Consider the following 23645-nt stretch of genomic DNA (forward strand, 5'->3'; position numbering starts at 1 on the left):
GGAGTGGCCGCGGCACTGCTGGCGAACGCGCTGTACAGCACCGGGTTCGTCCTGGAGAAACGGGCCCTCACCGCGATGCCGCAGGTGTCGGTCCGCGAGCCGTTGAAGCTGCTGCGGCAGGTCGTCGGCAGCCCGCTGTGGATCGCGGGCTCGCTGTCGCTGGCCGCCGGGTTCGCCGCCCAGCTGGCGGTGTACCGGACGCTGCCGATCGCCGCCGCCCAGGGCATCTTCGTCTCCGGGCTGGTCCTGCTCGTCCTGCTGTCCGCGCGGCTGCTCGGCGAGGAGACCACCGGCCGGGAGCGGTACGCGCTCGGGGCCATCCTCGCCGCGCTGCTGATGGTGGTGCTGTCGCTGGACGAGAACACCGACACGGTCAGCGGCGGGGCGCCGTACGCGCTGGTCCTGACGATCTGCCTGCCCGCGCTGGCGGCCGGGGTCGGGCTGTACCGGTCCGCCGAGCGGCGCGCCCGGCACCGGCACCGGCTGCCGACCACCGGGGTGGAGTACGGCGTGGCCGTGGGCCTGCTGTACGGCGTCAGCTCGCTCGCGATCAAGGGGGTGTCGAGCTATCTGACCACCAGTGGTTTCGGGGACGCGGTGGTCGGGCTGCTGCGCTCCCCGTACCCGTATCTCCTGCTGTTCACCGGCGCGTTCGGTCTGGTGATGTCGCAGGCGGCGCTGCAGCGCTGCCGGGCCTCACTGATCGTGCCGGTCTGTACGACGGTGACCTCCCTGTTCACGGCGGTACTCGGCACGCTGTCGTTCGGCGAGTCACTGCCCGACGATCCGCTGCGGCTGACGCTGCGGCTGTCGGGCACGGTGCTCGCGGTCGCCGTGCTGCTGAGCATGCCCAAGCACGACAGTCCCGCGCCGCCGGCCCCTCAATCTCCGTCCACGGCCAAGGAGTTGACTCCTCCATGAACCCCGATGACCCGTTGCTCCAGATCCTGGCGTGCCCGCTGGACAAGGGCCCGCTGCACCTGGTGGTGCATGAGGAGGAGCGCCCCGACACCACTGCCGACGCAACGGCCCCCGCGCCGGAGTCGCTCTACAACCCCCGGCTGCACCGCCGTTACCCGATCGTCGACGGCATCCCGCAGCTGCTGCCGTCGTCGGGCGAGCAGGTGACGGAGGACGAACACGAGGCACTGCTCCGGAGGTTGGGCTCATGACCACACTCGCCGCCCGGCTCGCGCCGCTCCTGCCGGACCGGCTGGTCGCCGCGACCGCCCGGTTCGTCTACCCGCGCTTCGAACCCGAGCTGACCCGCCTCGACGAGCTGTGCCCGCCGGGGTGCGGTACGGCCGTGGACGTCGGCGGCTGGTACGGCCCCTGGACCCGGCGGCTGGCGAGACGGGCCGGGCGGGTGGTGACCGTGGAGCCGGTGCCCCGGCTGGCCCGGCTGCTCGCCTCCTCGGCCCCCGCCAACGTCCGGGTCGTCCAGGCCGCCGCCTCCGACCGGCCGGGCACGGCCCGCCTCTGGCTGCCGCCGGGCGACGACGGCGGACGGGGGCTGTCCTCCCTGGTCCGCCGCGACGTCCACGGCCGGGCGCTGGACGTCGACTGTGTCACCCTCGACGGCCTGGGCCTGACCGACGTCGGGTTCGTCAAGATCGACGTGGACGGCAACGAGCTGGCCGTGCTGCGGGGTGCGGCCGGCGTCCTGGCCCGAGACCGCCCGGCCCTCTTCGTCGAACTGGAGGCCCGTATCCAGCCGATCACCCCGGTCGTCGACCACCTGGCCGGCCTCGGCTACGCCGGCTGGGTCCTGCCCTCCGCGACCTGGCTGCCCCTCGTCCCGGCCGCCCTGGAGGCCCACCAGGCGCGTACGGCTCATCTGGCCTCCCAGGGGCTGCTGCGGCGCGTCCTGCCGTTCGGCGGGGCCCGGTACGTCAACTCGGTGCTGTTCCTGCCGGACGGGCGCCGCCCGGGTGAGCCGGCCCCCGCCTCCGGCGCCGTACGCGACGATGGACCGCATGTCCTCCGCGAAACGCCCGGGTCCCGATAGGCCCTCCGGTCCCTTCACCCCGCTCGACTTCCAGCTCGTCCTGCTGCGCCGGATGGCCGACCACAATCCGGAGCTGGTCGAGGACGCCCGGCGTGAGCTGGGCGTCTCGATCGCGCAGATGCGGGAGGCGAACCGGCGGTGGCAGGCGATGGTGCGCTCGCCCCGGGGCCGGGGGTCGGCCTCCCGGTACCGGTCGGTCCTCGGGGCGCCGGAGTCGGTCACCACGCGGAGGATCGGCGACCTGGAGTGCGCGGCATGGCTGTGGCCGGTCCCGCTCTGGGCCGACCTCCGCTTCGAGGTGCTGCTCGCGCCGAACGGGGCCGTGTGGAACGAGTGGCTGGTGCGGACGCCGGGGGCGGCCGGTCCCGAGTTGCGTGCGCTGGAGGATCTGGTGCCGTGGTCCTGCACGGTGGACGAGGTGGCGCGGGCGTTCGCGCCGGCGCGGCCCTTGGAGGGGTCGGCGCCGACGCGGTGGGGGTTGCGGTTCGCCGCGGCGGACGGGGCGGGGGTGGTGCGGGAGTGTGTCGCCGAGTTCACGTGGGGGTTGTTGCAGAGGGTCGCCTAGGAGCTCGGGTGTCCTGGGTGGGTGGGCGAGTGCGGGTCCGGTGGGGGCTTCTCGCGCAGTTCCCCGCGCCCCTCAAAAGCACGGGGTGACCCCGGGCTGCCAAAGGGGCGCGGGGAACTGCGCGACCAGCCCCCACCGGACCCGCGCATGGCTACAAAGCGGCATCCGGTCGCAGGCTGTCAGGTCCCGCACGCTATCGATCAGTCGATTCAGCATCCGCTCCTAAATGCCCTCCAAAGGCGCCCAAGTAGAAGATTGGCGATCATCCGGCCGTCCCGGACCCCGCTGGCCCTACTGTCCGTCCTGAGTCCTGATCCTCACGGGAAGGCAGTCCCATGACGACCCAGCACCGCGCGGAGCGAACCGTGCCCGTCGAGCGGCTGCGGCTGGGGGATCACGCGTGTATGGGGCCGGCGGACATCGAGGGCGCCGGGGAGTCGCCGTGGAAGGTGTTCACCGCGTACACCCGGACGAGTCTGGCGCGCGGGGAGAAGGTCCTGCTGGTCATGGACCCGGACGACCTGAGCGACGACGAGGTGGTCGCGCTGCTGGACCGGGGCAGCGGGCAGGTCGTGGCGGCGCGGGCCGGCGGCCAGCTGTCGCTCAAGCGGAACACCGAGATCTACGCCCCCGACGGCCGCTTCGAGGAGCGGCGCACGATCGACACCTACGCCTCCGAGGTCGACCGGGCCTGCGACGAGGGCTGGGCGGGGCTGCGGGTCACCGCCGACATGAGCTGGGCGCCCCGGATGAACCTCGGCCACGACCGGCTGCTCGACTACGAGGCCTCGGTGGCACCGCTGTTCGCGGACCCGCTGTTCACCGCGATCTGCTGGTACGACCGTCAGCGGTTCGACGACGAGGTGACGGCCCGGGTCGGGAAGGTCCATCCGATGCGGGTCATGGAGCGCCTCGACTCGCTGGAGGTCACCGGGACCCCGGACGGCGGCCGGATCGCCGGTACGGCCGAGCTGAGCACCCGGACCGAGTTCGTCGAGGCGCTGCGCGAGGCGCTGGAGCGGCGGGGCGACTCCGGGCCCAGCCACTTCGTCCTCGACCTGCGTGACCTGTGCTTCATGGAGGCCCACTGCGCCTGGCAGCTCATCAGCCTCGCCGCGTCGCTCCCGGCCGGGAGCGAGGTCACCGTGCGCTGTGGCGAGCTGCTGGGGCTGGTGCTGGAGCAGTTGGGCGCGGGCGAGGTGCCGCAGCTGCTGGTCAGCGTGGAGGCCGAGGGGCACGGGGGCGAGGCCGGGTGAGCGAGGAGCTGCGGCTGCGGGCGGAGTTCGGCTGCGCCGAACTCCCCCTGGTGCGCGCGCTGGTCGAGGAGGCCGCGCTGCGGGCGGGTCTCACGACCGCCGCCCGGGGTGCTTTCACTCAGGCCGCGTCGGAGATCGTCACCCACGCGGTGATCCACGGCAGCGGCTCGGGCGGCGTCGAACTCCGAGTACTGGAGGGCGAGTTGCGGTGCGAGGTGGCGTACGACGGGACGGTGCCCCCGGCGGGGCGCCACGACGGGCACGGGCTGCGGCTCGCCGAGTCGCTGATCGCCGGCCTCGGCATCCCCGGCCGTATCGGCGTCCACCGCACGCCCCGGGGCACCACGGTCACCCTGTCGGCCCCGCTGCCCCCGTCCCTGCGCACACTCCCGGCCCCGGCGATGCCCCTCCCCGCTACAGCCCAGCCCGCGCGCTGAACCAGGCCGCCACCTGACTGCGATTGTGGAAACCCAGCTTCACGAGGATGCGTTCGACATGGCCCTCGGCGGTGCGGCGGGCGATGACCAGATGGTCGGCGATCTGCTTGTTGGTGCGGCCCTGGGCGACGAGGGCGGCGACCTGGAGTTCCCGGCGGGTGAGCGGCACCGGGTCGACGACCGGGGCGGTGACGGGGGCCTGGTTCCGCACCGGGGCCGGGGCATGGGCCGCGCTGCCCGCCGGGAGGGAGCCGTCCGGGGCGCCCGGGGGGACGTGCCGGAAGTCCCTGGCCAGGGCGGCCCCTTCCGCCGCGCCGGTGGGCGAGCCGCCGCGCCGGCCCTCCGCCTCCTGCGCGGTGGCCGGGGCGGTACGCCGCCCGCCGGTACGCGGGGCCGGGGCCTCCCGCCGGCCGCCCGTCCGCACCCCGGAGGCCGTGCCCTCCCCCGGCTCGCCCAGCGCGTACGCGACCGCCTGCTCCGGGGTCAGCCGGCCGCCCCGGCGCTGGGCGAGGGCGTAGGCCTGGTCGCCGAGCGCACGCCGGGCGTGCTGATCGGCGGCGCGGGGGCTGCCCGGCCGGCGGTCGTCCATGGGGTTGCCGCCGATGTCGTGCCAGATACGGTCGACGGCGCCGCGCAGCACCCCGGCCCGCTCGGCGTCGCCCGCCAGCGCCTCGGCGGCGGCGAGCAGATCGAGGGTGCGGGCGAGGCTCTGGTGCTGGCGCACGGTGTACGGCAGCCGCAGACAGGCGCGGGCGTGCTCGGCGGCGCGGGCGGGACTCCCGGCCGACCAGTGGGCGAGGGCGAGGGTGCGCAGCGCCCAGGAGCGGGCCCACTGTTCGCCGTGGGCCTCGCAGAGGGCGACGGCCTCGGCGCAGAGCGGGATCGCCTCGGCGGCCCGGCCCCGGCTGACCAGGGTGCAGGCCAGCTCGACGCGGGTGAGGACGACGAAGGCGGTGGAGGCGCGGGCCCGGCCCGGGGCGAGGGCACCGGCGGGTACGGGCGGGGGCGCGGGCACCCGGAGTTCCGCGTCGGCGGCGGCGGCGGTCCGGACCGGGTCGAGGCCGGCCAGCACGGCGGCGGAGCGGCTGTGCACCAGGGAGGTCAGGGCGCCCGCCCACATGGCGCGGGTCAGTCCCGCGTCGGGGCGGGCCCCGGCCAGCAGGGCGCCGTCCATCCAGTGCCGGCCCTCGCCCCAGATACCGCCCGCGACCCAGTGGAACCACAGCCCGGCGGCCAGCCGCAGCCCGTGCTGGGCCTCGCCGGGGGTGGTGAGGCAGAAGTCGAGGGCGGCCCGGAAGTTGTCCTGGTCGATCCGGATGCGTTCGGTGATCTCCGCCTGGTCGGGGCCGAACCAGGCCTGCTCGTACTCGGCGCCGAGCCGGGCGAAGTGGTCGCGGTGGCGGCGCCGGGTCTCGGTGGCCCCGCCCAGGTCGTGCAGTTTCTCCAGGCCGTAGTCGCGCAGGGAGACCAGCAGCCGGTAGCGGACCTGGCCGGCGTGTTCCTCGCGGACCAGCACCGACTTGTCGACGAGCCCGGCGACGGCGTCCAGCACGGCGCACGGGGCGATCCGTTCCCCGGTGCCGGTGTCCTCCCCGGCGCAGACGGCCTCGGCGGCGGCCAGGTCGAAGCCGCCGACGAACACGGACAGCCACGCCCACACCAACTGCTCCTGCGGGGTGCACAGTTCATGGCTCCAGTCGACGGCGGAGCGCAGGGTGCGGTGGCGGGGCGCGGAGGTGGGGCTGCCGCAGGTGAGGAGCTGGTAGCGGTCGTCGAGGCGTTCGACGAGCTGGTCCACGCCGAGGGCGCGCACCCGGACCGCCGCGAGTTCGATGGCGAGCGGCAGCCCGTCGAGGCGGCGGCAGAGCCGGGCCACGGCCTGCTGGTTGGCCTCGCCGACGGTGAAGCCGGGGACCACGGCCGCCGCCCGGTCGGCGAACAGCCTGAGCGCGGGGAACGACTCGACCGCCGACGCGCTCGTGGACGGGCTCAGCTCCTCCGGCGCGGGCGCGGGCAGCGGCGGCACCTCGAAGAGCTGTTCCCCGGCGAGCCCGAGCCGGTGTCTGCTGGTGGCGAGGATGCGGACGCCCTCGGTGGCCGCCAGCACGGCCTCGGCGAGGACCGCGCAACTGCGCGGCAGATGCTCGCAGTTGTCGAGGACGATCAGTAACCGCCGCTCGCGCAGATGGTCGACGAGGATCTCCAGCGGGGGCCGTACGGTCTCGTTGCGGACGCCGAGCGCGTCGTTCACGGCGTGCGGGACGAACGCCTCGTCGCTCAGGGCGGCCAGCGGGACGAGCCACACGCCGTCCGGGAACGCCCGTGCGACCTGTCCCGCCACATGTCCGGCGAGCCGGGTCTTGCCCACCCCGCCGGGTCCCGTCAGCGTCAGCAGTCTGCCCGCCGACAACAACCGTCTGACATCGGCCGCCTCGTCCCGTCGCCCCACGAAGCTCGTCAGCTCCGCCGGGAAACCGGACGTGCGCCGCGACTCCGATCCGCACACGATCCTGGTCACGCCCTCAGTTGTGGTTCCCGTACGCGCTGTTGTAACCCCGAAGGGTAGGCAGCGGGCACGGGCGGGACGCGCGCTTCGTGGATTTCCCGCCTCATCGGGTGAGGCGGGCTTGCGGGCGGGGGCGGCGGTCAGGGGGTGGCGGCGGCCAGGATCGCGTCGACGACATGGGGCAGCGAGTCCGGGTGGAGCCAGAGGAAGAGGTTGGGCTCGACGAGTTCCAGCTCCATCACGCACGGCTGTCCGTCGTCCCCGGTGACGAGGTCGACGCGTGCGTACAGCAGCTCGGGCCGGCCGGGTACGGCGGCCAACGCCCTTTCGGCGACGGAGAGTTCGGCCTCGGTCGGGGTCCAGGGCTCCAGGCCGGGGTGGGCGGTCTTGTCGGCGTCGTAGGCGGTGCCGGGCGCGAGCACGGCGCCCTTGCGGCTCGCGTGCAGCAGCCGGCCGCCGAAGAACTGCAGGGCCCGCTCGCCCTCGGTGTCGATGCTGGTCACGAACGGCTGCACCATCGCGGTGAACCCCTCGCCGTGCATCCGCTCGACATGCCGTACGGCGGTCTCCCGCTGTCCGGGGGTGTACCGCGCGGCGAACCGGGCGCCCGCGCCGGAGGTGGGCTTGACGACGTACTCGTGCGCCTCGGGGAGCGTCACGGGGTCGCCCGGCGCGAGATAGCCGGTCGGCACGGCGGGCACCCCGGCCCGGGCCAGCTCCCCGAGGTAGCGCTTGTCGGTGTTCCAGCGCACCACGTCGGCCGGGTTGGCGAGCCGGGTGACCGCGCCCACCTTCTCGGCCCAGGCCACGAACTCGGCCGCGCGCCAGCTGTAGTCCCAGGTGGAGCGGAGGACGACGAGGTCGTACCCGGCCCAGTCGGCCGCCGGGTCGTCCCAGCGCACGGCCGCCGCGTCGGCCCCGGCGTCCCGCAGCGCCTCCACCAGCACCGGCAGATCCCGGTCGCGGTGCGGCTCCGGCCCGGGGTCGTAGGTGGCGAGGGCTGTCCGCGGGGCGGCGGTGCGGGGGCGGGGGGCGGCTGTGAGGGCCACGGGGGCGCTCCGATCTCGTAGGTCCGTTCCTGTGCCTGTCCCCTCAGGGTACGGACGGCCCCGTGATGCGGCGGCCCCGGTCGTCGTACGGCCAGACGTTGGGGACGCAGCCCTTCATGCCCTTGATCTGCTGCATCATCGCCGGGGCCGGCTTGCCCGCGCCGGGGCAGGTGACATGGCCCTGGCCGAGGAAGTGGCCGACCTCGTGGTTGATGATCAGGGCGCGGTAGTCCTCGACGTCGTCGGCGTAGACGGGGGTCGCCAGTTCCCAGCGTTCGAGGTTGACCATGACGTCGTCGCCTGCCTGACAGTTGTACTCGCCGCGGGTGTTCAGCCCGACCCGGCCGCAGAATTCGTCGACCGTGCCGGGGGTCGCGAGCTTGACGACGAAGTCGGTGGCGCCGCCGGAGACCCGCTGGAAGGCCGACTTGCCGTCCGTGGTCCAGCCGCGGGGGTCGGCGAGGACCGCCTCCACCTCCTCGGCGACCTCGGCGGGCGACAGCGCCAGCCCCTTCTCGACCTCGACCCGGTAGCGCAGGGGCGTCGTGCCCTTGCCGACCTTGCCGCTGCCACCGGGGGCCGTGGTGAACGTGCCGGGCCCGGTGCGGGGGATGGTGACCGCCGACTCGCTGGGCGACGCGGACGCGGACGCCGATGCCGACTTGCCCGGTGACGACTTGCCCGGTGAGGAACCGGGCGAGGAGGACGGGCCGTCGCCGGAACCGCCCTCACCGGCGCCGGCGCTCGCGCTCGGTGAGCGCCGGGACCGCTCGGGCGAGGGCTCGGCGGACGCGCTGGCCCCCGCCTCACCGGCCGACTCGCCCGTGCCGCCGCCTATCCAGCCCACCGCGGCGAACCCGGCGACACCGACCACCGCCACGGCCCCGAGGCCGCCCAGCAGCGGCCCTCTGCCGCGTGACACGGGCGCCTTCCTCCTCCGGCGGCGGGAGCGGGTACGGGGTCGCGGTGCCTTGTGCGCGGTCATGTTCCTTCAGAGTGTGATCGGTATGTGATCGGATGTGGCCGACTCGGTCACGAAACGATAACGGATGATCGACGCGGCAAGGACCGGATCGCTTGACCTTGCCCTTCGGTGAAGCCCCAGCATCGAGAGCGGCACGAGGGAGGGACATGAAGAGGGACATGAAAAGGAAGACGCTGACGATCGGCGCCTTCGCGAAGGCCAGCCGGCTGTCACCGAAGGCGCTGCGGCTCTACGACGAGCTGGATCTCCTGCGGCCCGCCCGGGTCGACCCGGACACCGGTTACCGCCACTACACCGCCGAGCAGTTGGAACAGGCCCGGCTGGTGGCCTGGCTGCGCCGGCTCGGCATGCCGCTCGCCCGTATCCGTACGGTGTGCGCGCTGGAACCGGGTCCGGCGGCCCGGGAGATCCGGGCGTACTGGGCCGGCGTCGAGGCCGAGACGGCGGCCCGGCGCGACCTGGCGGCCTTCCTCGTGGACCACCTCACCCACACATCCGAGTCCAAGTCCGAGGAGGACACCGACATGCTGGAACTCCGTTACGCCGCGCTCTCCGACACCGGCCTGGTCCGCACCGCCAACCAGGACACCGCCTACGCCGGCACCCGCGTCCTCGCGGTCGCCGACGGCTTCGGACCGGCCGGGGCACCCGCGAGCAGTGCCGCCGTGGAGGCGCTGAAGACCCTGGAGGAGCACGACACCCTCCCGGCGGGCAGTGTGCTGAACCTGCTGGAGGACGCGGTGCGGGGCGCGACCGCCGCCGTACGCGACGCCGTGGAGGGCGACGACGACGGCACCACGCTGACCGCGCTGCTCTGGACCGGCTCCCGGCTCGCCCTCGTGCACATCGGCGACTCGCGCGCCTATCTGCTGCGCGACGGCGAGCTGTTCCGGATCACGCACGACCACACCGTCGTCCAGTCACTGATCGACGAGGGCCGGCTGACCCCCGAGGAGGCGACCGCACACCCCCAACCCGCCCTGCTCCTCAAGGCGTTGACCACGGACGAGTCCCTCGCCACCCCCGATCTGCGGCTGCACGACGCCCACCCCGGCGATCGCTATCTCCTCTGCTCCGACGGCCTGTCCACGGTCGTCCCCGACCCGGCCGTCCAGCACACCCTGTCCACCGCCCCGACGCCCGAGGCCGCCGTCCGCGCCCTGGTCGCCGAGGCGAACGCGGCGGGCGGCCCGGACAACGTCAGCTGTGTGGTGGCGGAGGTGGTGGGCAAGGAGGACGCACCCTCGCGGTAGGCGCCCTCACAGGAGTGCCAGGGCGCGCGCCAGACGCCTCAGCCACTCCTCGGCCGTGCCCCGCACCCGGGGGTGTTCCGCGCGGAACTCCGCCCAGGCCTCCGGGGAGACGGCGAGCGTGTCCACGCTCAGGGGGTCGCCGGGGGCCGTGCCGCCCGGTTCGCCCCGGAACACGGCACGCAGCAGCCGCGGGGACAGCCGGGTGGCCCCGGCCTCCGCGAGGAGGACGGCGTCGTAGAGGTCCTTGGCCCGGGCACGGTCCTCGGCGGCGCTGTCCGCGTGCAGCCACAGGAGCTTCCAGGCGAGGGAGAGTCCGGGGCCCGGGGTGCGGACGACGGTCCGGCCGGAGCCGTCGGCGCGGGGGATCGCCGTCCACACGGGGTTCTCCGGGAGCGGTTCGTCACGGGCGAAGTCCATCCGCGCCTCGCCGGGCGGGAGGCCTTGCGCCGACCAGGGGATGGTCAGCCGGACACCGGGCGTCTCGTACTCCGTGTAGGTCCAGGTGTCGTCGGGCCGCGCGGCGTCCGGGTCGAGCACCACACCGGGCGCCGCCACCGGGCGTTCCCGCACGAGGTCGAGCACCTCCTCGCGCGACGGCCACTCCTGCGGTTCCGCCTCGGTGATCCAGTGCAGCCCCTCGGGCGGCACCACCGGCCGCCGGCCCCCGGTGTCGAACTCCTCGAACCTCCAGATCTCGTACCGCCCGGCCCCGTCGGCCGCCTCCGGCCACTGCTGTACGGCCTCCAGGCCCTCCACGTACGGATACGGGTGCCCGGCGTCCACGGGGACGAGCAGCGGCCGGGGCACGATCCAGTCGAGGTCGGCGGGCTCCCGTGCCCCGGCCCCCACCCAGGCCGGCATGACCATGCTCCCGCGCAGCACCAGGTCGGCCCCCAGAGGGGAGTCGGCGACGAGGTGCAGCAGATGGTCGAGCACGGCCCGGTGGGCGACACGCCACGGCTCACCGGCCCGGGTCACCGGACGTCCGTCCCCTCGTCGATCCACCCGTCGTCCAGGGCCGGGCGGTCGTCGTGCACGACGAACTCCTCCTCCACCTCGACGGCCTCGAACCCCGCCGCCGCGAGGGCGTCGAGGAGGGCGTCGAGACGGCGCCGGGCCTCGGGGCGGCCGACGTCCCGGCAGCGCTGGGTGACGAACCGTTCGTGGCCGCTCCCGCCCAGCGCACGGCGGGCGTTGCGCGACACATGGGCGCGGTGCCGCCCGGCGAGGGAGCGCACGGCGGCCACCTCGGCGTCGTCGGCGAGGGCGAGCTTGACGTGGTGCTCGAAGTAGCAGCCGGGAGGGAGGGCGCGGGCCTCGGCGGCGGTCCGGGGCACGTCCTCGTTCCAGGGGGCCGCCTCGATCTTCACCCGGGCGACCCGGAACCCCTCGCCGGCCAGCCGCGCGGCCCACTTCCGCGCCGCCGCCCGCCGCGCCGACAGGACACCCTCGCCGGGCACGGTCAGCATCGGCTGGTCGGGGGTCGTGCCCCGGTCGAGCACGATCCGCGTGTACTTCACCCCGTGGCGCCCGGCCCAGCGACGTATCCGGCCGTCGTCACCGGTCGCGGTGGCGTCCCCGGCCCCGGCCGTCGGCGCCACCGTGAGATGGATCTCGAACTCCCCCGCGAACTCCCGCACCGCCGCCCCGCATTCCCCCGTGCCCACCGGCCCGTCCGCCGGAGGCCGACTGTAGCGACCACCACTGACAACGGCGGCGGGGCGATCCGGTCGGACGGAGGGTCGGGCGGGCGCGGGTCAGGCGGGCGGGTCGCCCGGGTCCCAGTCCAGCAGGCGGACCTTGGCGACCGTACGGACATGGCGGCGCATCGCGGTGGCCGCCTGCCTGGGCTGTCCGGCGGCGATGGCGTCGAGGATCGCCTGATGCTGGGCGAGGGAACGGTCGGGCCGGCCCGGCTGGCGCAGCGACTCGGTGCGGCTCTCGGCGATCTGGTCGGCGATGGAGCGCATGAACTCGGCGAGCAGACTGCTGTGCGCGGCGGCCGTGACCGCCGCGTGGAACAGCCGGTCGCCCTCGATGCCGTGCCCGTCCCGCTCGATCTCCCCGGCCATGTGCGCGAGGGCGTCCCGCATCGCGGTGAGGTCGTCCTCCGTACGGCGCTCGGCGGCCAGTTCGGCGAGCTTCGTCTCCAACGCCTCGCGGGCCTCCAGCACATCGGGCAGCCGCCGGCGCCGTTCGACCATCTCCTCGACCGGTTCGGCGTCGAGGCTGTCCCGGACGAGATAGGTACCGCCGCCGTGCCGTGCCTCCACCAGGCCCTGGACCTCCAGCACCACGATGGCCTGCTTGACCGAGGCGCGGCTGACCCCCAGCCGCTGGGCCAGGTCCCGTTCGGGCGGCAGCCGGTCCCCGGCCTTCAGCCCGCCCTCGGTGACGTACTGCCGCAGCCGGTCGAGGACCTGCTCGTAGAGCCGCTGCTTGGCCATGGGGCGCAGGGCGTCGCTCACGGTTCCCCCCTCACGTCCTGCCGTCCGGCTGCCACGTCGGTCCGGCGTCCGGCCCGCTCATCGGGAGCGTAACACCGGGACTCCCGCCGGTGGCCCGATGGCCGAGTGGCTGAGCCAATTTCTGCGCGACCCCTTGACTCCACCGTCGTACGCCCCCACGCTGACCACCCGTAAGTGGCTCAGCCACTCGGCCACTCACCCCGCCTCACTCCACCTCTCCCCGCCCTCCCCCTCAGCTGTTCCGGGACCCAACGACGGGAGCCCGTATGTCCCCCGAACTCATCTCGATCCTCGTCCTCGCCGTGGTGTTCGTCATCGCCACGACCCGTTCCGTGAACATGGGCGCGCTCGCCTTCGCCGCCGCCTTCGGCGTGGGCGAACTCGTCGCCGACCTCGACGCGGACGGCATCTTCGCCGGGTTCCCCGGCGATCTGTTCGTCGTCCTCGTCGGCGTCACCTACCTCTTCGCGATCGCCCGCGCCAACGGCACCACCGACTGGCTGGTGCACGCCTCGATCCGGCTCGTCCGGGGGCGGGTGGCGCTGATTCCCTGGGTGATGTTCTTCATCACCGGCGCGCTCACCGCGATCGGCGCGGTCAGCCCGGCCGCGGTCGCGATCGTCGCCCCCATCGCCCTCAGCTTCGCCGCGCGTTACGGCATCAGCCCGCTGCTGATGGGCGCGATGGTCGTCCACGGCGCCCAGGGCGGCGGTTTCTCCCCGATCAGCATCTACGGCACGATCGTCAACGGCATCGTCGAGCGCGAGAACCTCCCCGGCAACGAGGTTGCGCTCTTCCTGACCTCCCTCATCGCCAACCTCGTCATCGCGAGCGTGGTGTTCGTGCTGTTCGGCGGCCTGAAACTGTGGAGGCGGCCGACCGGGGACACGAGCGACACGGCCGACCCCGGGACCGACGGCAGCGAGGCCGGCGGCAGTGAGACCGACCCCGCCCTCACCCCGGCCCTCACTCCGGCCCGTACGGCGACCCTCGTCGCCCTCGTCGCCCTGGTCGTCGCCGTGCTCGCCTTCGACCTGGACGCGGGCCTGACCGCGGTCACCCTCGCCGCTCTCCTCAGCGCCGTCTGGCCCGACGACAGCCGCAAGGCCGTCACCCAGATCGCCTGGTCCACGGTCCTCCTCATCTGCGGTGTCCTCACCTACGTGGGCGTACTCGACGAGATGGGCACCATCACCTGGGCCGGTGAGGGCGTCGGCGACATCGGTGTCCCCCTCCTCGCCGCCCTGCTCCTCTGCTACATCGGCGCGATCGTCTCCGCCTTCGCCTCCTCCGTCGGCATCATGGGCGCCCTGATCCCCCTGGCCGTACCGTTCCTGGCGCAGGGCGAGATCGGCGCGGTCGGCATGATCGCCGCGCTCGCCGTCTCCGCGACGGTCGTCGACGTGAGCCCGTTCTCCACCAACGGCGCCCTGGTCCTGGCCGCCGCACCGGACGTGGACCGCGAACGCTTCTTCCGCCAGCTGATGATCTACGGAGGCATCGTGGTGGCGGTGGTCCCCGCGGCGGTGTGGCTGGTGCTGGTGGTCCCGGGCTTCGGGTAGTCACCTGTGCGGAAGCGGTACACCGGTGTACGCCGGGCAGGACGGCAGCGGTACACCGGCAGCGGTATCCCGAACGGCGACAACCAAGGAGTACGAGACGTGTCCCCTCTCTTCCCGGCCCTCACCGGCGAAGCCCGCACCCCCGACCGGCCCGCCCTGCGCTTCGGCGACCGTGCCCTGTCGTACGCGGAACTCGCGGCCGTCACCGGCACGCTGGCCGCGCGACTGAAGGGCGCCGACCGGGTGGCCGTCTGGGCGACCCCCACACCGGAGACCGCCGTGGCCGTGGTGGCGGCGCTCCGGGCCGGCGTCCCCGCGGTACCCCTGAACCCGAAGTCCGGGGAGAAGGAACTCGGGCACATCCTCTCCGACAGCGCACCGGCCCTGATCCTGGCCGCCCCGTCCGACGAACTCCCCGCCGCCCTGGCCGAGTCGGAGCGCGTCGATGTCCATCTCGATGTCGACGCCCACGACACCGCCACCGCCGCCACCACCGGCACCGGCGTCCCCCTCACCGACCGGCCGACCGCCGGCGACGAGTCCCCCGCCCTGATCGTCTACACCTCCGGCACCACCGGCCCGCCCAAGGGCGCCGTCATCCCCCGCCGCGCCGTGGCGACCACCCTGGACGCGCTGGCCGACGCCTGGGAGTGGACCGCCGACGACGTACTGGTCCACGCCCTGCCCCTCTTCCATGTCCACGGCCTGATCCTGGGCATCATGGGCCCGCTGCGGCGCGGCGGCGCGGTCCGCCACCTCGGCAGGTTCGACACGACGGCGGTCGCCCGGGAGCTGTCGTCCGGCGCGACGATGCTGTTCGGCGTGCCGACGATGTACCACCGCATCGCCGAGACCCTGCCCACCGACCCGGACCTCGCGAAGGCACTCGGCCGCGCCCGCCTCCTGGTCTCCGGCTCGGCCGCGCTGCCGGTGCACGACCACGAACGGATCGCGGAGGCCACCGGCCGCCGGGTGATCGAGCGGTACGGCATGACCGAGACCCTGATGAACACCAGCGTCCGCGCCGACGGCGAACCCCGGGCCGGCACGGTCGGAGTCCCGCTGCCGGGCGTGGAGTTGAGGCTGGTCGAGGACGACGGCACCCCCCTCACCGCGTACGACGGCGAGTCGGTCGGCGAGATCCAGGTGCGCGGCCCGAACCTGTTCACCGAGTACCTCAACCGCCCCGACGCGACCGCCGCCGCGTTCACCTCCGACGGCTGGTTCCGCACCGGCGACATGGCCGTCCGCGACCCCGACGGCTATGTCCGCATCGTCGGGCGCAAGGCCACCGACCTCATCAAGAGCGGCGGCTACAAGATCGGCGCGGGCGAGATCGAGAACGCGCTCCTGGAACACCCGGGGGTACGGGAGGCCGCCGTCACCGGCGCACCCGACCCCGACCTCGGTGAACGCGTCGTCGCCTGGATCGTCCCGGCCGACCCCCAGTCCCCGCCCCCGGCGGCCGAGTTGGCGGACCACGTGGCCTCCCGCCTCTCCCCCCACAAGCGCCCCCGCACGGTCCACCACCTCTCGGCCCTCCCCCGCAACGACATGGGGAAGATCATGAAGCGCGCGCTGAAGCCCGAGGCCTGAAGGAGCATTCCGTGACGAGTGACCGGCGGGGCTCGGCCCGCGAGGCCATCGCCTCCCTGACGGACGACTTCACCGAACTCCCCACCCCACCAAGGGAGTACGCCCCCGACGGCCCCCTCGCCTGGCAGGGCTACGACGCCACCCGCGCCCGCGCCGCCGAACGCACCGGCGAGGAGGAGTCGGTGGTGTGGGGCCGGGCGACGATCGGCACCTCGCCCGCCGTACCCGGCGTGTCCGCCGTACTGATCTCCTTCGAGTTCGGCTTCCTCGGCGGCTCGCTGGGCGAACGCACCGGCGACCGTCTGGAGGCGGCGCACACCTACGCCCGCGCCCACCGCCTGCCGGTCGTCTCCCTGGTGGCGACCGGCGGCAGCCGGATGCAGGAGGGCATGCGCGCCCTCGCCCAACTCCAGCGCGTGGCCCGCGAGTCGGCGCTGACGAGGGCGGCCGGGCTGCCCCAGATCGCCGTCCTGCGCGACCCGACGACCGGCGGCGGCTGGGCCACCCTCGGCGCCGGCGCGGACATCACCCTCGCCCTCCCCACGGCCCAGGTCGGCTTCGCCGGCTCCCGGGTCCGCCCCCCGGACGCGGACCCGACGGCGTACACGGCGGAGTCCCAGCTCGCGGCGGGTTCGATCGACGCGGTGATCCCCCCGACGGCCCTACGCGACACCCTGACCCGCTACCTGACCCTCCTGACCGCCCCTTCCACGGCCCCGGCACCTCCACCGCACGCTTTCCCGCAGCCTGAGAAGCACGGGGCGCAGCCCCTGCTTCTCAGGGGCGCGGGGCTGTATTCATCTGCGGCTCCGCCGCGGGGCGCGGCCAGCCACGACGCACCCGCAGCCGCCACCCCACAGAACCCCCCACCCCATGAGGCGCCCCTCCCCCTCACCGGCTGGGAAGCCGTACAACGCGCCCGCTCCCCCCAACGCCCCCACGCCGAAACCTACTTGGACACCTACTTCACCCGCCGGGCCTCCCTGCAAGGGGACCGCGCCGGCGGCACCGACCCCGGCATGCTCTGCGGCTTCGGCGAACACGAGGGCCGCGCCATCGCCTACGCGGCCCAGTGCGGCACCCCCACCCGCCCGGCGGGCTACCGCACCGCCGCCCGCCTCATCCGCCTCGCCGACCGCCTCGGCATCCCCGTACTGACCCTGATCGACACCCCCGGCGCCGCGAACGACGCCGAGGCCGAACGGCAGGGCGCGGGCCCCGCCATCGCCGACCTCTTCACCGCCGTCGCCACCGCCCGCACCCCCCTCACCACCCTCCTCATCGGCGAGGGCGGCTCCGGCGGCGCCCTCGCCCTCGCCGCCCCCGGCAACACCTGGGCCACCCCGGACAGCTACTTCTCGGTGATCGCCCCGGAACCGGCGGCGGCGATCCTCAAACGCCCCGCGCACCAGGCCCCCGCCACGGCGGACGAACTCCGGGTGCGCCCGCAGGACCTGGTGGAGCTGGGCGTCGTACGGGGAATCACCGAACCGGCGCCACCACTTCCCGATCCACCCGGCTGACGCCCGCACCACCCCTGCGCCACACGCCACCCCGCCGCCCCGCCCCGAACCACCCGTCCGGACGCACCCCCACCCGGCCCACCCCAACAGGCACCCCGCACCCGCCCCCCGCACGATGCAAAGGGAACCAGGGAACCGCCGACCGGCGGCGGTCCGTTCGGTCCGTGCTCTCGGGAGGATCCGCAATGACCGCGATGACCGCCAGTCTGGAGCAGCTGCGCCGCTGCCACTTCGGCGTCGATCTGGGAGCCGCGCGGACCCGGGTGTTCGTGAAGGGCGCGGGCCTGGTCGTCGACCAGCCGAGCGTGGCCGCCGTGAACACCCGTACGGGCGCGCTGATCGCGGTCGGGGAGTTCGCGGAGAAGATGATGGGCCGTACGCCCGACTACATCCGGGTCGTGCGGCCCGTCTCCGGCGGCACCGTCGTCGACATCGAGATGGCCCAGCGGATGCTGCGTCAGCTCCTGGGCGACCGGGTCCGCCGCAATCTGCGCCGCAAGCCCGTGCTGCGCGCCGCCGCCTGCACCCCGCACGACGCGGACCCGCTCGCGCAGCGCGCCACGATCGAGACCCTGGTGGGTCTCGGGGCGCGCCGGGTGGAGATGGTGGACACGCTCATCGCGGCGGCCGTCGGCTGCGGCCTGCCGGTCGAGCAGCCCGAAGCCACCATGATCATGGTCTGTGGCGCGGGCGCCACCGAGCTGGCCGTCCTCTCCCTCGGCGCGGTCGTCAGCGCGGTACGCATCCCCGTCGGCGGCGAGGCCATCGACCACGCGATCGTGCAGCATCTGCGGCTGCGGCACGAGCTGACGCTGCCGAGCCAGTCCGTACGGCCGCTGCAGCTCGCCCTGTCCGGCAACGGCCTCACCCCGCAGGGCCCCGAGTCCACCGAGATCCACGGCCTCGACGTGGCGACCGGGCTCGCCCGCTGCGTCCAGGTGGACACGGCGGCCGTGCGCGACGCCATCCAGACCCCGCTGACCGCCGTGGTCGACGGCATCGGCAAGGTGCTCCGCGACTGCCCGCCCGACCTGGTGGCCGACCTCGCGGACCGGGGCATCATGATGGTCGGCGGCAGCGCCCTGCTCCCCGGTTTCGACCAGATGCTCCGCCACGCCACGGGCATGCCGGTCCACATCGCCGAACGCCCCGACGTCTGCGCCGCCCTGGGCATCGGCGCGATGCTGGAGGGCCGCATCGAACCCATCAGCCTGGACCCGGTGGGCGACTGACCGCCCTCACGCCCCCTCACTCCCCCACACCCTCCGAACGCTCCTCCGAACGTTCCTCCGGCCATGCCTCCGGGCCGTACCCGCCGGCGGCATCCGGAGCACGCGAGGGCGGCCGGCGCCACGGCACTCCGCCAGCAGTCGCCCCCGTGCCCCCGGCAACGCCCCGGCGAACGCCCGTACGCGTCGTTCTCGCCGAAGTCCCCCGACGCTAGGGTTACTTGGAGGAACGCGTCCACGGAGGTGAGCGCACGGATGCCAGGGCCCGTGACCCGGATCGGTATCACCGGACACCGGGAGATCCCGGAAGCCGCCCTCTGGGCCGTCCGTTCCGGCATCCGGGCGGAGTTACGGGGCCGGGCCACCACCACCCGGGCCCTCAGCAGCCTCGCCGCGGGCGCCGACCAGCTCTTCGCGGAGACCGCCCTCGCAAGCGGCCTGCAGCTGACCGCCGTCATCCCCGGCATGGACTACGAGCCCCACCTCGGCGACGACGAGGTCCGGGCCGCGTACCGCAGGCTCCTCAAGTGCTGCGCCGAACGCGTGCAACTGCCGTACGAACGTACGCACGAGGAGGCGTACTACGCGGCCGGCCGCTACATCGTCGACCACGCCGACCGCATGATCGCCGTCTGGGACGGCGCCCCGTCCCGCGGTCTCGGCGGCACGGCCGACATCGTCGACTACGCCCACCTCACGGGCGTCCCGGTGACGGTCCTGTGGAGCCCGGGCGTGCGCCGCGCCTGACCGACCGGACCGTATCCCTCCGCCGCCGGGCCGTCAGGACCCGAACCGCACCAGCCAGTCCGTGTGCTGGGGCGAGACGACCCGCTCCGCCTCCGCGACGGCGTCGGCCCACCCGTCCTCCTTGACGGTGGTGCCCATGGCGACGCGCAGGGTGTTCAGGTCCTGTTCGACGAGCTTGTGCGCGTACGTGAGCGGCCGGTGCCGCCGTACCTCCTGCCAGGCGACTCCGGCCGCGGCGGCGGCACTCAGCACTCCGGTCGGATCCCAGCGGCCCTCGATCACGCCGAGCGCCCTGAGCACGGCGGCCAGCAGCGCGAGCAGCGTCAGGAAGGTCGTCATCCCCGACCAGCGCACGGACGCCCGGTGGGCCTGCCCGGCCTTGTTGCCGTACCAGGCGAGCTGCTCCGACACCCGGTCCCGCAGATAGATGTCCCGCCGCGCGGCGAACCCCTTGGCCCGCACCGCCCGCATCACGGGCGTGATCTGCCCGAGCCCACGCTCACGGGGACTCTCCCTCGGGTCCTCCCACCCCACCTTCCGCAACTCGCTGAGCCGCTCCTCCAGCCGCTCGGCGAACATCGCCTCGGGGTTGGCCAGCCGCGTCGGAAACGGCCCCCCGTGCACCATGAACTGCCACGCCAGCGACTTCACCACCTCGGCCGCCGCCCGATGCGCCTGCCACTGGACCCGGGCCCGGCGCCGTGACGCGTGGAGCCCGATCACGATCGTCAGCGCGTACAGCACCGCCGCCACCGCCGACGGCACCCGGCTCCCCACCCGCTCCGCCAGCGAGGCGGTCGCGGTCGCGAGCAGCAGCACGACCAGTTGCGTACGGACCACCTTGAACGACTCACCCTGACGGGCTACCGCCCGCTCGTCGCACACATGGAACAACGGGGGCAGATCTCGGTCACTCACCGTGGTACTGGGGCCGGGCATCGCAGCCATGCGCACCTCGTACGGATACGGAGTCGACGGAACGGTCATGCTCTCGTCAATCTTGAGCCCGCGCCAGAGGGTCCCCGGAGGGGGGCACCCTTGACATCCGGGCAGCGAACACCTAGCGGCTCGTGATAAAAACGCGAAAGTCTGGACCCTGTCGTCCAAACCCATGTCCGAGCGTCAGCCGAAAAGGACCTCGTCGGCAAGGGGCCGATGACAGCAATCCCTTTCGAACTGGAGCGACGAGATGAACCTTTCCTTTCCCATGACGACGCGTGGATCGGACACCGCCCGGTCGGCTCACACACGGCTCGCCCCGCTCGCGGCGGTCGCCGCGCACGGGCCCCGCGCGCAGCGCTCCACCGGACGGGTGACGGACGCCCGCGACCTGCGCGTCGCCCGGCCCGGGTTCACCTCCAGCATCTGACACGCGCCGACGGGGCCTCAACCTCCTTGTTGATCAAGGAAGTTGGGCCCCGTCGTCCTGTCATCCCGGTGTGACGCGAGGGCTTACACTGCCGAAGTGAGGGACCCCGCGATCCAGCAACTGGTGCTCAAGATCCACAGTCGGTGCGATCTGGCCTGCGACCACTGCTATGTGTACGAGGCATCCGACCAGTCGTGGCGCTCACGGCCCACCGTCATCGCCGAGGAAACCCTCGACCAGGTGTCCCGTCGCCTCACCGAGTACGTCCTTGCGAAAAGCCTGGATTCCGTCACCGTCATTCTGCACGGCGGCGAACCCCTCCTCGCCGGTCCTGCCCGACTGAGACGAATCTGCGCGGAACTCACCCGCGCTCTCGCCCCGGTCACCTCGCTCGATCTGCGTATTCACACCAACGCGGTGCGGCTGAACAGAGATCATCTGCGGGTCTTCGACGAATTCCGGGTGAAGGTCGGAATCTCGCTCGACGGCGACCGTGTCGCCAACGACCGCCACCGGCTCGACCGCCGGGGCCGCAGCAGCTACGACCGGGTCCTGCGCGCCGTCGAACTGCTCCGTCTCCCCGAGCACCGGCATCTGTACCAGGGGCTCCTGTGCACGGTGGACGTGGCCAACGACCCGGTCGCCGTGCACGACGCGCTGACCTCCCTCGATCCGCCCCGGATCGACTATCTGCTCCCGCACTCCACCTGGGACACCCCGCCTCCGGGCCATGAACCCGGCGGCCCGGCGACACCGTACGCCGACTGGCTGCTGAAGGTCTTCGACCGGTGGGAGGAGCAGGGCCGCCCCATGCCGGTGCGCACCTTCGAGTCGGTGCTGAGCACCCTGCGCGGCGGCCCCAGCCTCACCGAGGCGCTGGGGCTCGCGCCCTCCGACCTGGCGGTGATCGAGACCGACGGCACCTTCGAGCAGGCCGACTCGCTCAAGACTGCGTACGAGGGCGCCCCCGCGACCGGCTACGACGTCTTCCGGCACGGTTTCGCGGAGTTCGCCGAACACCCCGGTGTCCGGGCCCGCCAACTGGGTCTCGCCGGAGTCAGCGAGGCCTGCCGCCGCTGCCCGGTCGTGGAGTCCTGCGGCGGCGGCCTCTACGCCCACCGCTACAGCGCCGACAAGGGCTTCGACAACCCCTCGGTGTTCTGCGCCGACCTACGGGGCCTGGTGGAGGGCATCGCCGAGCGGATCACCGACCGCACCCTGCACCCGGCCGTCAAAGACGCCGAGGAACTCCGCCTGTCCCAGCTGGAGTTGGACCGGACCCTGCTGGCCCGGGTCAACGCCGCGCTGACGGATCGCCCCGAATGGCAGGCGGCCTGGCGGGCGCTGGTCGCGCTCGACTCCGAGCCCTCCGGTGCCGCGCACCTCAACACCGTCCTCGCCCACCCGTATCTGCGGCCCCTGCTGCGCCGCTCCCTGGACACCCCCGACCTCCCCCACCTGATGGCCGCGGTCACGGCGGCCACGGTCCTCGCGCGGACGGACGCCACCCTCACCTGGCGGCAGCCCGGCCGGGACCTCCACCTCCCGACCCTCGGAACCCTGCGGCTCTCGGCACCCGGGCACGTCGAGTGCGCGGTCACGGAGAACGGCCTCCGGGTCACCGGAACCGGCGACGACGGCAGCGAACTCGGCGTCGGATGGCGGCCGTTGGAGACGACGGAACTCACCGACGGACCCACCCTGCTCCTCGACGACGCCGACCCGTACCGCGACTGCTTCGGAGCGCCCGCGACGGCCCCGCTCTCCCCGGACGATCTGACGCTCTTCGGGAAGCGGCTGCGCGCGGCCCATGAGGCGCTGGACGCACGGGAGCCCGGCTGGCGCAAGGGAGCCGACGCGCTCGTCGTCACCACGGTCACCCCCCTCGCCCCGGGCTCGGGGCTGCGGCTCGGCGCGCACGCCTTCGGCGCGCTAGGGGCGGCCGTCGACTTCGAGCCCGAGGACCTCGTCCGCGCACTGCCGCTGCTGGGGCGCAGATCCCGGCTCGCCTCGCTGCGGCAGATCACGGATCTCCATGTGCCGGGCAGTGACGTCGGACGCCTGCTCGACGAAGCGAGCGAGTGCGTGGGGGGCGTCGCCGCGATGGACGGCGGCAGCGACGCGCAGCGGCGACGGGCGCGGGCCGCGCTGGACGCCCTCGACTCCGCCCCGGCGGAGCAACTCACGGAGACCGGAGCCCACTTGGTGAACGAACTGCGTGCGGAACTGGCGGCGGCGCATGACTGACGTCGCCCGGCTCACCGACGCGCTGGGCCGCCTGGGTGTCCGGCCGGGCGGTGTTCTGATGGTGCACTCCTCGCTGCGCGGCACCGGATGGAGCCCGCAGGACGTCCGCGACGCCCTCGTCGACGCGCTCGGCCCCGACGGCACGCTCGTCGTGCCCGCCTTCACCCCGGAGAACTCCGACACCTCTCCCGCCTACCACCGCCGTACCGAGGGGATGACCGAGCGGGAGAAGAGCGAGTTCCGCGCGTCCATGCCGCCCTTCGAACCGGACGCCACCCCCTGCACCACCATGGGCGCGCTCGCCGAGTGCGTGCGGACGACCCCCGGCGCGGTCCGCAGCGCGCATCCGCAGACCTCGTTCGCCGCGATCGGGCGGCGCGCCGAGGCGCTTCTCGCCGGTCACGATCCGCACTGCCACCTCGGTGAGCGGTCCCCGATGGCGACGCTGTACGAGGCCGACGCCCAGATCCTGCTGCTGCGGGTCGGCTTCGAGGTGTGCACCGCCTTCCATCTCGCCGAGTACCGGATGACCCCGCGGCCCGCGACCCGGACGTACCGCTGCGTGGTGGAGGACAAGGGCAATTGGATCGATTACGAGGATCTCTCGCTGTACGACGGCGACTTCGGTGAGATCGGCGCTCGCTTACCTCATGATTTGTTCGCGGAAAGGGAGTTCGCGGGAAAACCGACGTTTGTGTTCGGGATGCGCGATGCTGTCGACACGGCGCGGAAGCTGATGTCCGGATATCGCTCCGAAATGACGTGAAACGAGCCATGTGCCAGGGGGGTTGATCGGGCACATTGTTGGTTCCGGCTGGAGGGCGCCTGGGCGGGGGCACGAGGCA

At 73.5% G+C, this 23645-nt stretch carries 22 protein-coding genes; 15 read left to right on the forward strand and 7 right to left on the reverse strand.

Translation table 11 applies throughout. The features are described 5' to 3' along the window. The first annotated feature begins 3 nt into the window (after nucleotides 1-3). From J8M51_RS02460 to J8M51_RS02485, 6 genes are all read left to right on the forward strand, one after another. A complete protein-coding gene (locus tag J8M51_RS02460) occupies nucleotides 4-921 on the forward strand; it encodes a hypothetical protein (RefSeq protein WP_086764317.1) in 918 nt (305 codons plus the stop codon). Continuing rightward, nucleotides 918-1172 (forward strand): Trm112 family protein, encoded by a 255-nt coding sequence (locus tag J8M51_RS02465; protein ID WP_086764315.1) that lies wholly within the window; start codon nucleotides 918-920, stop codon nucleotides 1170-1172. Before J8M51_RS02460 ends, J8M51_RS02465 begins: the two co-directional genes overlap by 4 nt. Beyond that, complete coding sequence (locus tag J8M51_RS02470; RefSeq protein ID WP_267298926.1) at nucleotides 1169-2008, forward strand: FkbM family methyltransferase; 840 nt, start codon at nucleotides 1169-1171, stop codon at nucleotides 2006-2008. Before J8M51_RS02465 ends, J8M51_RS02470 begins: the two co-directional genes overlap by 4 nt. Further along, nucleotides 1968-2573 (forward strand): hypothetical protein, encoded by a 606-nt coding sequence (locus J8M51_RS02475; RefSeq protein ID WP_398855404.1) that lies wholly within the window; start codon nucleotides 1968-1970, stop codon nucleotides 2571-2573. Before J8M51_RS02470 ends, J8M51_RS02475 begins: the two co-directional genes overlap by 41 nt. A 335-nt stretch (nucleotides 2574-2908) precedes the next feature. Beyond that, nucleotides 2909-3829: an MEDS domain-containing protein gene (locus tag J8M51_RS02480; RefSeq protein ID WP_216591416.1), complete on the forward strand. Its 921-nt coding sequence runs from the start codon at nucleotides 2909-2911 to the stop codon at nucleotides 3827-3829. Next, entirely contained in the window at nucleotides 3826-4266 is a 441-nt protein-coding gene (locus tag J8M51_RS02485; RefSeq protein WP_267298928.1) for an ATP-binding protein, read from the forward strand. Before J8M51_RS02480 ends, J8M51_RS02485 begins: the two co-directional genes overlap by 4 nt. On the opposite strand, the gene J8M51_RS02490 is transcribed toward J8M51_RS02485, so the two are convergent. The 3 genes from J8M51_RS02490 to J8M51_RS02500 all read right to left on the reverse strand — a co-directional run bounded on the left by J8M51_RS02490 (nucleotide 4244) and on the right by J8M51_RS02500 (nucleotide 8701). Beyond that, nucleotides 4244-6784, reverse strand: coding sequence for a LuxR C-terminal-related transcriptional regulator (locus tag J8M51_RS02490; protein WP_267298929.1), 2541 nt, complete (start codon nucleotides 6782-6784; stop codon nucleotides 4244-4246). The two genes, J8M51_RS02485 and J8M51_RS02490, sit on opposite strands and share 23 nt — an antisense overlap. A 128-nt stretch (nucleotides 6785-6912) precedes the next feature. Beyond that, nucleotides 6913-7821 carry an ATP-grasp domain-containing protein gene (locus J8M51_RS02495; RefSeq protein ID WP_267298930.1) on the reverse strand — a complete coding sequence of 303 codons (909 nt, stop codon included), beginning with the start codon at nucleotides 7819-7821 and terminating at the stop codon, nucleotides 6913-6915. Nucleotides 7822-7864: 43 nt separating this feature from the next. Further along, complete coding sequence (locus J8M51_RS02500; RefSeq protein WP_086756694.1) at nucleotides 7865-8701, reverse strand: DUF3152 domain-containing protein; 837 nt, start codon at nucleotides 8699-8701, stop codon at nucleotides 7865-7867. Nucleotides 8702-8964: 263 nt separating this feature from the next. Between J8M51_RS02500 and J8M51_RS02505 the strand changes: the two genes are divergently transcribed. Then, complete coding sequence (locus tag J8M51_RS02505; protein WP_086756695.1) at nucleotides 8965-10059, forward strand: MerR family transcriptional regulator; 1095 nt, start codon at nucleotides 8965-8967, stop codon at nucleotides 10057-10059. Between the two features lie 6 nt (nucleotides 10060-10065). On the opposite strand, the gene J8M51_RS02510 is transcribed toward J8M51_RS02505, so the two are convergent. The 3 genes from J8M51_RS02510 to J8M51_RS02520 all read right to left on the reverse strand — a co-directional run bounded on the left by J8M51_RS02510 (nucleotide 10066) and on the right by J8M51_RS02520 (nucleotide 12527). Next, nucleotides 10066-11037 carry a nucleotidyl transferase AbiEii/AbiGii toxin family protein gene (locus J8M51_RS02510; protein WP_086756690.1) on the reverse strand — a complete coding sequence of 324 codons (972 nt, stop codon included), beginning with the start codon at nucleotides 11035-11037 and terminating at the stop codon, nucleotides 10066-10068. Then, nucleotides 11034-11726: a hypothetical protein gene (locus J8M51_RS02515; protein WP_256964934.1), complete on the reverse strand. Its 693-nt coding sequence runs from the start codon at nucleotides 11724-11726 to the stop codon at nucleotides 11034-11036. The genes J8M51_RS02510 and J8M51_RS02515 overlap by 4 nt, the downstream gene beginning before the upstream one ends. Before the next feature lie 90 nt (nucleotides 11727-11816). Then, entirely contained in the window at nucleotides 11817-12527 is a 711-nt protein-coding gene (locus J8M51_RS02520; protein WP_216591464.1) for a FadR/GntR family transcriptional regulator, read from the reverse strand. 266 nt (nucleotides 12528-12793) lie between these two features. Between J8M51_RS02520 and J8M51_RS02525 the strand changes: the two genes are divergently transcribed. The 5 genes from J8M51_RS02525 (at nucleotide 12794) to J8M51_RS02545 (ending at nucleotide 19184) form a co-directional block, all read left to right on the forward strand. Continuing rightward, a complete protein-coding gene (locus J8M51_RS02525; RefSeq protein WP_086763921.1) occupies nucleotides 12794-14089 on the forward strand; it encodes an SLC13 family permease in 1296 nt (431 codons plus the stop codon). A gap of 99 nt (nucleotides 14090-14188) precedes the next feature. Beyond that, the gene (locus J8M51_RS02530; RefSeq protein ID WP_216591462.1) at nucleotides 14189-15685 is read left to right on the forward strand and encodes an acyl-CoA synthetase; all 1497 of its coding nucleotides are present in this window, start codon (nucleotides 14189-14191) and stop codon (nucleotides 15683-15685) included. Between the two features lie 11 nt (nucleotides 15686-15696). After that, entirely contained in the window at nucleotides 15697-17208 is a 1512-nt protein-coding gene (locus J8M51_RS02535) for a carboxyl transferase domain-containing protein (RefSeq protein WP_267298931.1), read from the forward strand. A 194-nt stretch (nucleotides 17209-17402) separates the two neighbouring features. Further along, nucleotides 17403-18440 carry a rod shape-determining protein gene (locus J8M51_RS02540; RefSeq protein ID WP_216590615.1) on the forward strand — a complete coding sequence of 346 codons (1038 nt, stop codon included), beginning with the start codon at nucleotides 17403-17405 and terminating at the stop codon, nucleotides 18438-18440. Between the two features lie 252 nt (nucleotides 18441-18692). Continuing rightward, nucleotides 18693-19184 carry a hypothetical protein gene (locus tag J8M51_RS02545; protein WP_216869878.1) on the forward strand — a complete coding sequence of 164 codons (492 nt, stop codon included), beginning with the start codon at nucleotides 18693-18695 and terminating at the stop codon, nucleotides 19182-19184. Nucleotides 19185-19217: 33 nt separating this feature from the next. Here J8M51_RS02545 and J8M51_RS02550 read toward each other — a convergent pair whose 3' ends face one another. Beyond that, a complete protein-coding gene (locus tag J8M51_RS02550; protein ID WP_267298932.1) occupies nucleotides 19218-20132 on the reverse strand; it encodes a DUF4231 domain-containing protein in 915 nt (304 codons plus the stop codon). 259 nt (nucleotides 20133-20391) lie between these two features. Between J8M51_RS02550 and J8M51_RS02555 the strand changes: the two genes are divergently transcribed. The 3 genes from J8M51_RS02555 to J8M51_RS02565 all read left to right on the forward strand — a co-directional run bounded on the left by J8M51_RS02555 (nucleotide 20392) and on the right by J8M51_RS02565 (nucleotide 23566). Beyond that, a complete protein-coding gene (locus tag J8M51_RS02555; protein WP_236067896.1) occupies nucleotides 20392-20553 on the forward strand; it encodes a hypothetical protein in 162 nt (53 codons plus the stop codon). Between the two features lie 96 nt (nucleotides 20554-20649). Beyond that, the gene (gene fxsBH / locus J8M51_RS02560) at nucleotides 20650-22800 is read left to right on the forward strand and encodes a radical SAM/SPASM protein FxsBH, inactivated beta-hydroxylase extension form (protein ID WP_086754715.1); all 2151 of its coding nucleotides are present in this window, start codon (nucleotides 20650-20652) and stop codon (nucleotides 22798-22800) included. Continuing rightward, nucleotides 22793-23566, forward strand: coding sequence for an AAC(3) family N-acetyltransferase (locus J8M51_RS02565; RefSeq protein ID WP_086754716.1), 774 nt, complete (start codon nucleotides 22793-22795; stop codon nucleotides 23564-23566). Before fxsBH ends, J8M51_RS02565 begins: the two co-directional genes overlap by 8 nt. The last annotated feature ends 79 nt before the right edge of the window (nucleotides 23567-23645 follow it).

Source organism: Streptomyces griseiscabiei (assembly GCF_020010925.1).
Classification (GTDB): Bacteria; Actinomycetota; Actinomycetes; order Streptomycetales; family Streptomycetaceae; genus Streptomyces; species Streptomyces griseiscabiei.

What these genes read in the sequence shown, in the direction of transcription:
- J8M51_RS02540 (WP_216590615.1), top strand. Translation starts at nt 17,403, where the DNA reads ATGACCGCCAGTCTGGAGCAGCTGCGCCGCTGCCACTTCGGCGTCGAT.
- J8M51_RS02470 (WP_267298926.1), top strand. Translation starts at nt 1,169, where the DNA reads ATGACCACACTCGCCGCCCGGCTCGCGCCGCTCCTGCCGGACCGGCTG.
- J8M51_RS02480 (WP_216591416.1), top strand. Translation starts at nt 2,909, where the DNA reads ATGACGACCCAGCACCGCGCGGAGCGAACCGTGCCCGTCGAGCGGCTG.
- J8M51_RS02505 (WP_086756695.1), top strand. Translation starts at nt 8,965, where the DNA reads ATGAAAAGGAAGACGCTGACGATCGGCGCCTTCGCGAAGGCCAGCCGG.
- J8M51_RS02545 (WP_216869878.1), top strand. Translation starts at nt 18,693, where the DNA reads ATGCCAGGGCCCGTGACCCGGATCGGTATCACCGGACACCGGGAGATC.
- J8M51_RS02475 (WP_398855404.1), top strand. Translation starts at nt 1,968, where the DNA reads ATGGACCGCATGTCCTCCGCGAAACGCCCGGGTCCCGATAGGCCCTCC.
- J8M51_RS02550 (WP_267298932.1), bottom strand. Translation starts at nt 20,132, where the DNA reads ATGGCTGCGATGCCCGGCCCCAGTACCACGGTGAGTGACCGAGATCTG.
- J8M51_RS02565 (WP_086754716.1), top strand. Translation starts at nt 22,793, where the DNA reads ATGACTGACGTCGCCCGGCTCACCGACGCGCTGGGCCGCCTGGGTGTC.
- J8M51_RS02465 (WP_086764315.1), top strand. Translation starts at nt 918, where the DNA reads ATGAACCCCGATGACCCGTTGCTCCAGATCCTGGCGTGCCCGCTGGAC.
- J8M51_RS02525 (WP_086763921.1), top strand. Translation starts at nt 12,794, where the DNA reads ATGTCCCCCGAACTCATCTCGATCCTCGTCCTCGCCGTGGTGTTCGTC.
- J8M51_RS02555 (WP_236067896.1), top strand. Translation starts at nt 20,392, where the DNA reads ATGACGACGCGTGGATCGGACACCGCCCGGTCGGCTCACACACGGCTC.